The sequence below is a fragment of the Acidovorax sp. KPB24-03 genome, assembly GCF_057546605.1.
This window is the reverse complement of record NZ_BAAJYR010000336.1, coordinates 1-3,909: the sequence shown is the minus strand read 5'-3', so window position 1 is coordinate 3,909 and position 3,909 is coordinate 1. Positions and strand designations below refer to the sequence as shown.

Annotated in this window: 4 protein-coding genes; 1 reads left to right on the top strand and 3 read right to left on the bottom strand. The window is 69.0% G+C overall.

The window, feature by feature from the left end; translation table 11 throughout:
• Both AC27KI_RS20345 and AC27KI_RS20340 read right to left on the bottom strand, forming a co-directional pair.
• A partial coding sequence (locus AC27KI_RS20345; RefSeq protein ID WP_487115520.1) for an aminotransferase class V-fold PLP-dependent enzyme occupies positions 1-933 on the bottom strand: 933 nt, incomplete at its 3' end.
• Positions 933-1,856, bottom strand: a complete 924-nt coding sequence (locus AC27KI_RS20340) for an amino acid ABC transporter substrate-binding protein (protein WP_284406812.1) — start codon at positions 1,854-1,856, stop codon at positions 933-935. The genes AC27KI_RS20345 and AC27KI_RS20340, both read right to left, overlap by 1 nt.
• A gap of 141 nt (positions 1,857-1,997) precedes the next feature.
• Here AC27KI_RS20340 and AC27KI_RS20335 point away from each other — a divergent pair, with 141 nt between their 5' ends.
• A complete protein-coding gene (locus tag AC27KI_RS20335; RefSeq protein WP_272553302.1) occupies positions 1,998-2,909 on the top strand; it encodes a LysR family transcriptional regulator in 912 nt (303 codons plus the stop codon).
• A 39-nt stretch (positions 2,910-2,948) separates the two neighbouring features.
• On the opposite strand, the gene proX is transcribed toward AC27KI_RS20335, so the two are convergent.
• Positions 2,949-3,905, bottom strand: coding sequence for a glycine betaine/L-proline ABC transporter substrate-binding protein ProX (gene proX, locus AC27KI_RS20330; protein ID WP_487090536.1), 957 nt, complete (start codon positions 3,903-3,905; stop codon positions 2,949-2,951).
• Positions 3,906-3,909 lie beyond the last annotated feature (4 nt).

Genomic DNA, 3,909 nt, shown 5'->3' with positions numbered 1-3,909 from the left:
GCCAGGGGCCGCATCGCCGGCGGGCCCGCCCTCGGGCGCCTGCGCGCCGAGCCAGCACACGTAGTCCACGATCTCCGTCACCACGGCGAACTGCCACGGCGCGGTGCTGCCCAGGTCCCAGAAGTCGGCGGGCTTGGCCGACAGCTTGTGGTGCGGCAGGGCGGCCGCGCGGTCGGACAGCCAGGCGAAGCCGGAGCCCCGGCAGCCGAAGAACTTGTAGGGCGCGATGTTGATGCCGTCCACCGGCGTCTTCTGCAGGTCGATGAGGCCGTGCGGCGCGTGCTGCACCGCGTCCACCAGGATGTACAGGTCGGGCCGGATGGCGCGCGCCCGGCGCACGATGGCCTCCAGGTCCAGCTTGGCGCCGGAGATGTTGGAGGCGTGGATCACGTTGAGCACGCTGGTGCCCTCGTCCACCAGGGCCACGATGGCGTCCACGTCCACGCCGCCGGTGGCGCGGTTGCTGGGCGCCACGCGCAGCTCGCGGCCCATTTCGCGGGCGTAGCGCTCCATGGCGTCGTACGACGAGGGGTGCTCCAGCACGGTGGTGACCATGTTGGTGCCCGGCACGTTCTGCGCCACGGCCCGCACCATCTCGAACATGGCGCCCGAGGCGGTGAGCGCGGCGTACACGCTGCCGCCCGTGGCGTTGAGCAGCAGCCGCACGTCGGCCACGCCGGCGGCCTGGATATCCTGCAGCTCGCGCGCCGTGGCGTGGATGCGCTCGGTGTTGTCCGGCACGGCATCGATCTGCGCGAAGCGCTCCACCGCCGCCTTCAGCCGGAACGAGCCGCCCGCGTTGTCGAAATACAGCCGCTCGTGGCCGTGGTGGTCGCGCTCCACCTGCAGGAAGCGCTCTCGCACCTCGCGCATCAGGGCGTCGGGGAAGAGGCGGCCCTGCGGGTAGGGTGTGGTGTTGCTGTGGCCTGCCATCACACGCCCTTGTTGCTGGGGTTGCGGAAGGCTTCGCGCACGGCGTCGGACATGGGGAAGTTCAGGTTCACGTTGCTCGGCGGGATGGGCTGGGTGAACCAGCGCGCGTACAGCCGCTCCATTTCGCCGGAGCGCATCAGGCCGGTCACCGTCTGGTCCACCAGGGCCTGGAACTGCGGGTCGTTCTTGCGCAGCATGATCCCGTAGGGCTCCTGGCGCAGCACCACGTCCTTGAGGATGCGGAAGTCGCCCGGGTTGGGCGCGGTGGCGATCAGGCCGGCCAGCTGCACGTCGTCCAGCACGTAGGCGGCGGCGCGGTCGCTGGCCAGCAGCAGGAAGGCATCGGCCGTGTCCTTGCCCGAGATTTCCTGCACCTCCAGGTTCTCGGCGCGCTTGTAGGTGCGCAGCAGCTGGATCGACGTGCTGCCCGCCACGGTGGCCACCGTCTTGCCGGCCAGGTCGGCCAGCGACTGGATGCCGGAGTTCTTCTTCACCGCCACGGTGATGTTGGTCACGAAATGGCTGGGCGCGAAATTCACGTGCTGCTGGCGCACGACCGAATTGGTGGTGGTGGCGCAGTCCAGGTCCACGGTGCCGTTTTGCAGCAGCGGAATGCGGTTGAGCGAGTTGAGCAGGGTGTATTGCACGCGCAGCGTGGGCAGGCCGAGCTTGGCCTTCACCGCCTCGGCGATCTTCAGGCAGATGTCGTTGGAAAAGCCGATGGGGTCGCCGCTGCCGGTGGGCTTGTACGAAAACGGAATGGAGCTGTCGCGGCTGCCGATGATGAGGGTGCCGCTCTCCTTGATCTTGCGCAGGGTGTCGATTTCCTGGGCGCTGGCCGCGGTGGACAGCAGGGCGGCGCAGACCGCCAGGGACAGGGTGCGGCGCAGGGCGAAGGCAAGGGGGCGGGGCAGGCGGTGCATGGCGGGCTTTCGGAAGAGGGCGCTGGGGACCTCGCGTTGGCGAGGGGCTGAAAGGCATTCTCAAAGCGCCGACGCTTTTGAAAAAGCGATTTTTTTGTGCTCGAATCGGATGAATAAAAGTGTTCTGAAATCCCCGCCATGATGACCTTCAAGCAACTCGAAGCGCTGTACTGGATCGGCCAGCTCGGCGGCTTTGCGCAGGCGGCCCAGAAGCTGCACACCTCGCAGTCGGCCGTGTCCAAACGGGTGCACGAACTGGAGCTGCTCTTCGACACGCCGCTGTTCGACCGCAGCCAGCGCACGGCGCGGCTGACCGAAAAGGGCGAGGAGATGTTCGTGCTCGCCCGCAAGCTGCTGCGCCAGCGCGATGCGGCGGTGGAGCAGTTCGGCAAGCCCGGCGTGATCGAGCGGCGCCTGCGCATCGGCGTGACCGAACTCACCGCGATGACCTGGCTGCCCCGGCTGGTCGCCCTGGTGCAGCAGCACTACCCCAAGGTGACCCTGGAGCCCGATGTGGACGGCAGCCTGCCCCTGCGCGACAAGCTGCTGGCCGACGAGCTGGACCTCATCATCGTGCCCGATGCCTTCGCCGATGCGCGCCTGCCGGCCAAGGCGATCGGCCAGGTGGAAAGCGCGTGGATGTGCAAGCCCGGGCTGGTGCCGGCCGGCACGGTGCGGTTGCACGAACTGGCGCGCCACCGCCTGCTGGTGCAGGGCAACGCCTCGGGCACCGGGCGGCTCTACGACGCGTGGATGAAGGAGCGCGGGGTGGAACTGGCCGACGCCATCGTGGTGAGCAACCTCGTCGCGCTCACAGGTCTCACCGTGTCGGGCCTGGGGGTGGCCTACCTGCCCCGGCACTGCCTGGCGCCGCTGATCGCGGCGGGCATGCTGGCCGTGATCGACGTGGTGCCCGCGCTGCCCAGCGTGCCCTACGTGGCCATGCACAAGGGCGAGCACCGCAGCGCGCTGGCCGCCTCGATCATCATGCTGGCGCAGTCGTGCTGCGACTTCACGCGCGCCTTCCAGGCGCAGGCCGATGGCGCGGCGTGATGCCCTCGGGCAGCGCGTGCCCGGGGCCTGCGCGCCGCCTCAGGGCCTGGCCGCGGCGAGCGCCTGCTGGATCCAGCCGTCGAAGGTCTTCTGGTGGGCCTTGATCCAGCCGTCGGTGTGGCGCGCCACGTCGGCCGGCTGGTTCTGGCCGTTCTTCATCGCCAGGTTCTGGGCGTTGATGTCGCCCACGGGCAGCTGCATCACCTCGAACAGGCGCGCGGCGGCGGGATTCTTCTCGGCGAAGGCCTTGTTGGCCACGATGCGCTGGGTGTTCAGCACGAAGCCGTAGTTCTTGCCGTCGGGCAGGGCGGTGTCCTGCCCGGCCTGCGCGCCCGGCAACGAAGACCGCGGCACCTGCAGCCACACCACGTCCTGGCCCGGGCGCAGCACGCCGCTCACCCAGTAGGGCGTCCAGGTGTAGTAGAGGATGGGCTGGCCCTGCTTGAAGCGCGCGATGGTGTCGGCGATCAGCGCGGAGTAGCTGCCCTGCACGTGCGTGACCGTGGCGCCCAGGCCGAAGGCCTTCAACTGGTGCTCGATCACGCCCTCGCAGCCCCAGCCGGGATTGCAGCCCGTGAGGTCGGCCTTGCCGTCGCCGTTGGTGTCGAAGAGCTTGGCGAGCTTGGGGTCCTTGAGCTGGTCGATGTGGGTGATGCGGTACTTCTCGGCCGTCTTGCGGTCGATCAGGTAGCCCTGCGCGGCGTTCTGCGAATAGGTGCCTTGGCGCCACAGCCTGGCATCGCCGCCGGCGTTCTTGTAGAAGTCCGCGTGCAGCGGGTCCCAGTGGTCCGCCATGAAGGTGGCGTCCCCGTTGGCGATCGCCACGTGCGCGGTGGCGTACTCGATCTCCTTGATGGGCTGCACGTCGTAGCCCAGCTTTTGCAGCGCGCGGCCGACCAGCAGGGTCTGGAAGGTCTCCTCCGCGATGGAGCTTTGCAGCGGCTGCACGCGCACGCCCTGGCCCGGCAGGGGCTGTGCAGCGGCGCCACCGGCCAGGCCG

What these genes read in the sequence shown, in the direction of transcription:
- AC27KI_RS20340 (WP_284406812.1), bottom strand. Translation starts at nt 1,856, where the DNA reads ATGCACCGCCTGCCCCGCCCCCTTGCCTTCGCCCTGCGCCGCACCCTG.
- AC27KI_RS20335 (WP_272553302.1), top strand. Translation starts at nt 1,998, where the DNA reads ATGACCTTCAAGCAACTCGAAGCGCTGTACTGGATCGGCCAGCTCGGC.